Origin of the sequence: Streptomyces sp. RP5T (genome assembly GCF_003933965.1) — a bacterium.
Taxonomy (GTDB): Bacteria; Actinomycetota; Actinomycetes; order Streptomycetales; family Streptomycetaceae; genus Streptomyces.
In genome coordinates, this window is record NZ_RSAJ01000674.1 from 1 (window position 1) to 4,196 (window position 4,196).

The window sequence follows — 4,196 nt, forward strand, 5'->3', positions numbered from 1 at the left end:
CCGGAGGGCCGACCGGCCCCCACATCGCCACCGGTCAGCCCATGGGCCCCGGAGCCGTTCCACTGGACGCTCGAAGTGCAGCAGAGACCTGAGGAGAACCGCGATGAAGGACGACACGCTCAGCGGGCCCCGGACCCACGCCCTGCTCGCGGACGGCAGCACCGTGTGCATCCGCCCCGCGCTGGCGAGCGACCACGAGCAGGTGCAGGGCCTGTACGAGGAGATGTCCCCGGAGAACCTGCGGCTGCGGTTCTTCGTGGCGAGCAGGCGGTCCGCGAAGGCGGCCGCGGACCGTGCCTGCGCCGCCCCGCACGCCGGTTACCGCGCACTGCTGGCCGAGCGGGCCGGCCAGGTCATCGGACTGGCCGAGTACGACACAGGCGGCTCCGGTCCCCGCACCGAGGCCGAGATCTCCATCGCGGTCGCCGACGGACTGCACCACCGGGGCGTGGGCACGCTGCTGCTGGAGCACCTGGTCTCCGCGGCCCGCGCGGACGGGGTCGCCTCCTTCACCGCCGACGCCCTGAGCGAGAACCAGGAAGTGCTGCGCCTGTTCGCCGACCTCGGTCTGCGCACGGCCCGCCGCTTCGAGGGGCCCGAAGTGCGCTGCACCATCGCGCTCGACGAGGACGACGGCTACCTGACGGCGGTGGAGGCGCGCGGCCGGGCCGCCGACGTGGAGAGCCTGCGGCCCCTGCTGCGGCCGTCGGTGGTCGCCGTGGTCGGCGCCGGACGCAGGCCCGGCTCCGTCGGCCGCGCGATCCTGCACCAGCTGAAGACGGGTGCGTACACCGGACGGCTGTGGGCGGTGAACCCGGCCGCGACCTCGATCCTCGGCGTGCCGTCCTATGCGAGCGTCGGCGCCCTGCCCAGGACCCCCGACCTCGTGGTGATCGCCGTACCCGCCGCCGCGGTTCCGGAAGCCGCGGAGGAGTGCGGAAAGGCGGGCGCACGGGCTCTGCTCGTCGTCACCGCCGGACTCGACGCCGAGCAGGCGCGGGCACTCCTGGAGGCCTGCCGCACCTACGGCATGCGCATGGTCGGCCCCAACTGCCTGGGCGTCTCCAACACCGACCCACGACTGTGCCTCGACGCGACCTTCGCCGCGCACCATCCGCGCCCGGGCACCGCGGGAGTGGCCGTCCAGTCCGGCGGGGTCGGCATCGCCCTGCTCGACGGCCTGTCCCGGCTGGGCATCGGCGTGTCCTCGTTCGTCTCGCTCGGTGACAAGTACGACGTCAGCGGCAACGACATGCTCCAGTGGTGGGAGACCGACGGCGGCACCGACCTCGCCCTGCTGCACCTGGAGTCCTTCGGCAACCCGCGCGCCTTCTCCCGTACCGCCCGCCGGGTGACCCGCCGCCTGCCGGTGCTCACCGTCGACGCCGGACGCACCGACGCGGGCCGCCGCGCCGCCGCCTCGCACACGGCGGCCGCCGCCACCCGCACCATGACCCGCCAGGCCCTGTTCACCCAGGCCGGCATCACCGCCACCCACTCCGTCGGCGAACTCCTCCAGACCGCGGCCCTGTTCCACTCCCAGCCGCTCCCCGCGGGCCCCCGGGTCCTCATCGTCACCAACGCCGGGGGCGCCGGCGTGCTCAGCGCCGACGCCTGCGCGGAAGCCGGACTCGCCCTGCCGGCGCCCGCCCCGGGCCTGGTCGACGACCTGCTCGCCGTGCTCCCCGAGGGAGCCGCGGTCGGCAACCCCGTGGACGCCACCGCCGCCGTGACGGAGGAGCAACTCGCCGACTGCGTGGACCGCGTCGTCGCGCACCCCGGCGTCGACGCCGTCCTGGTCGCGCTCGTGCCCACCGCGGTCGCGACGGCCACCGGCGACGACCTCGTCAAGGCCGTCACGGCAAGGCCCGCCCACGGCAAGCCGGTTGTCGTCGTACGGCTCGAACAGGCGCTGCCGGTCCAGCTGTTGCCCCGCATCGACAGCGGCACGGTCCCCGCCTACGCCGAACCCCGCGCCGCGGCAAGGGCGTTGGCGCACGCGGCACACCGCGCCGCCTGGCTCGCCCGGCCCGCCGGTACGTTCCCCGCTCTCGACGGCATCGACCCGGCCCGGGCCCGCGCCTGCGTCGAGGCCTACCTGGAGGTCCACCCCGACGGGGGCTGGCTCGACCCGCGCACCTGCGCCCAGCTCCTCGACTGCTACGGCATCCCCCAACTCCCGTGGGCCTGGGCCACCAGCGAGGACGAGGCGGTGCTGGCCGCCGACCGGATGCGCGGCGCCGACGGCCGGGTGGTCATGAAGGGACACTGGCCCGGCCTGCTGCACAAGAGCGCACAGCGCGCCGTCCACCTGGACCTGCGCGGCGACAGCCAGGTCCGGGCGGCCTTCCGGGACCTGCAGACCCGCTTCGCGGGACTGCTCACCGGGGTGGTCGTCCAGCCGCTCGCCGCCCGCGGCACCGAGCTGTTCGCCGGTGTCGTCCAGGACCAGGTCTTCGGACCGCTCGTCCTGTTCGGCCTCGGCGGCACCGCCACGGAGATCCTCGCCGACCACGCCGCCCGGCTCGCACCCCTCACCGACCACGACGTCCACGACCTGATCACGTCCCCGCGCTGCGCCCCGCTGCTCTTCGGCGCGGACGGCGGCGGCCCGGTCGACCTGGCGGCACTCGAACAGCTGCTGCACCGGCTGTCCCGCATGGCGAGCGACCTTCCGCAGCTCGCCGAGGCCGACTTCAACCCCGTCCTCGCGGCACCGTCCGGTGTGTCCGTGCTCGACGCACGGGTGCGGCTGCTGCCGTGCAGGCCGCAGGACCCCTACCTTCGCCGGCTCCGTTGAGAAGGAGACAGCCATGAAGCACAGCAAGGTCGGCTCCGTGATGACCACGGAGGTCGTCCGGGCCACGTACGGCACCCCGTTCAAGGAGGTGGCCCGCCTGCTGGGCGAGCACCGGATCAGCGGACTGCCGGTGGTCGACGAGGACGACAAGGTCATCGGGGTCATCTCCGAGACGGACCTGATGGCCCGCCAGGCCGGGATGCCCGACCCCTTCGAGCCGAAGAAGCGCTTCCGGTTCGCCGGACTGACGCCCACCGCACGCAGACAGGCCGCCAAGGCCCGCGCGCGTACCGCCGGGCGGCTGATGAGCGAACCGCCCGTCACCGTCCACGCCGAGAACACCATCGTCGAGGCCGCCCGCACGATGGCCCAGCACCAGGTGGAGCGCCTGCCGGTGCTGGACGAGGAGAACCGGCTGGTCGGCATCGTCACCCGCCGGGACCTGCTGCAGGTCTTCCTGCGGCCCGACGCGGAGATCCGCACCGAGGTGATCGAGGAGGTGCTGGTGCGGGCGCTGTGGCTGCCGCCGCGCAGCGTGGACGTCTCCGTGACCGAGGGCGTGGTCACCCTGTCCGGCCAGGTGGAACGCAAGAGCGAGAAGGAGATCGCCGTCGCCATGACCGGCCGCATCGACGGTGTGGTCGCGGTGGTCGACAAGCTCACCTTCCGGCTGGACGACGCCCGTGTCCAGCCCGACGAACAGGCCTTCCACGGTGTGGCCGACGACTGGCTGCGCCGGACCTGAGAGGAGGAGCCGTCATGACCACCGACGTGCTGGTCGCCTACGGCACCACGAACGGATCCACCGCACAGATCGCCGAGGCCGTGGCCGAGGTGCTCACCAAGGCGGGGCTCACGGCCTCGGCCCGTCCGGCCGCGTCGGTCGACGACCTCGGTGACGTCGACGCCGTGATCGTCGGCGGCGCCCTCTACGGCGGGCGCTGGCACAAGGACGCCCGCCGCTTCGTGCGCCGCCACCGCCACGCCCTGGCCGAACTCCCGCTGTGGCTGTTCAGCAGCGGCCCGCTCGACGCCTCCGCCGGCGAGCGCGACATCCCGCCCGTGCCCGCGGTCCGCCGGGCCATGACCCGGCTCGACGCCCGCGAGCACGTCACCTTCGGCGGCTGTCTGGAGGAGGGCGCGAAGGGCCGCATCGCCCGCATGATCCTGCGCAACGGAAAGGGCGGCGACTTCCGGGACTTCCCCGCGATCGAGCACTGGGCGGCACACGTGGCCGAGGAACTGGCCGACGCCCGCAAGCTGGGCTGACCTGCGGAGACCGGAACCTGGACGATCCCCGGCGCGTGGAGCCCGCGCCGGGGCGTCCGTGCGCAGTGAACAGCAGGCCCCGACGACCGGCGAGGCGAAACGGTCCCACGGCGCCCCTCCCGCACAC

Annotated in this window: 3 protein-coding genes; all 3 read left to right on the forward strand. The window is 74.0% G+C overall.

Annotation, left to right across the window (positions count from 1 at the left end):
- Nucleotides 1–103 precede the first annotated feature (103 nt).
- The 3 genes from EHS43_RS38900 to EHS43_RS38910 are packed head-to-tail and all read left to right on the forward strand — an operon-like array spanning nt 104 to nt 4,069.
- The gene (locus EHS43_RS38900) at nt 104–2,800 is read left to right on the forward strand and encodes a bifunctional GNAT family N-acetyltransferase/acetate--CoA ligase family protein (RefSeq protein WP_125195297.1); all 2,697 of its coding nucleotides are present in this window, start codon (nt 104–106) and stop codon (nt 2,798–2,800) included.
- A 13-nt stretch (nt 2,801–2,813) separates the two neighbouring features.
- A complete protein-coding gene (locus EHS43_RS38905; RefSeq protein ID WP_125195298.1) occupies nt 2,814–3,545 on the forward strand; it encodes a CBS domain-containing protein in 732 nt (243 codons plus the stop codon).
- 14 nt (nt 3,546–3,559) lie between these two features.
- Nucleotides 3,560–4,069, forward strand: coding sequence for a flavodoxin domain-containing protein (locus EHS43_RS38910; RefSeq protein ID WP_125195299.1), 510 nt, complete (start codon nt 3,560–3,562; stop codon nt 4,067–4,069).
- The last annotated feature ends 127 nt before the right edge of the window (nt 4,070–4,196 follow it).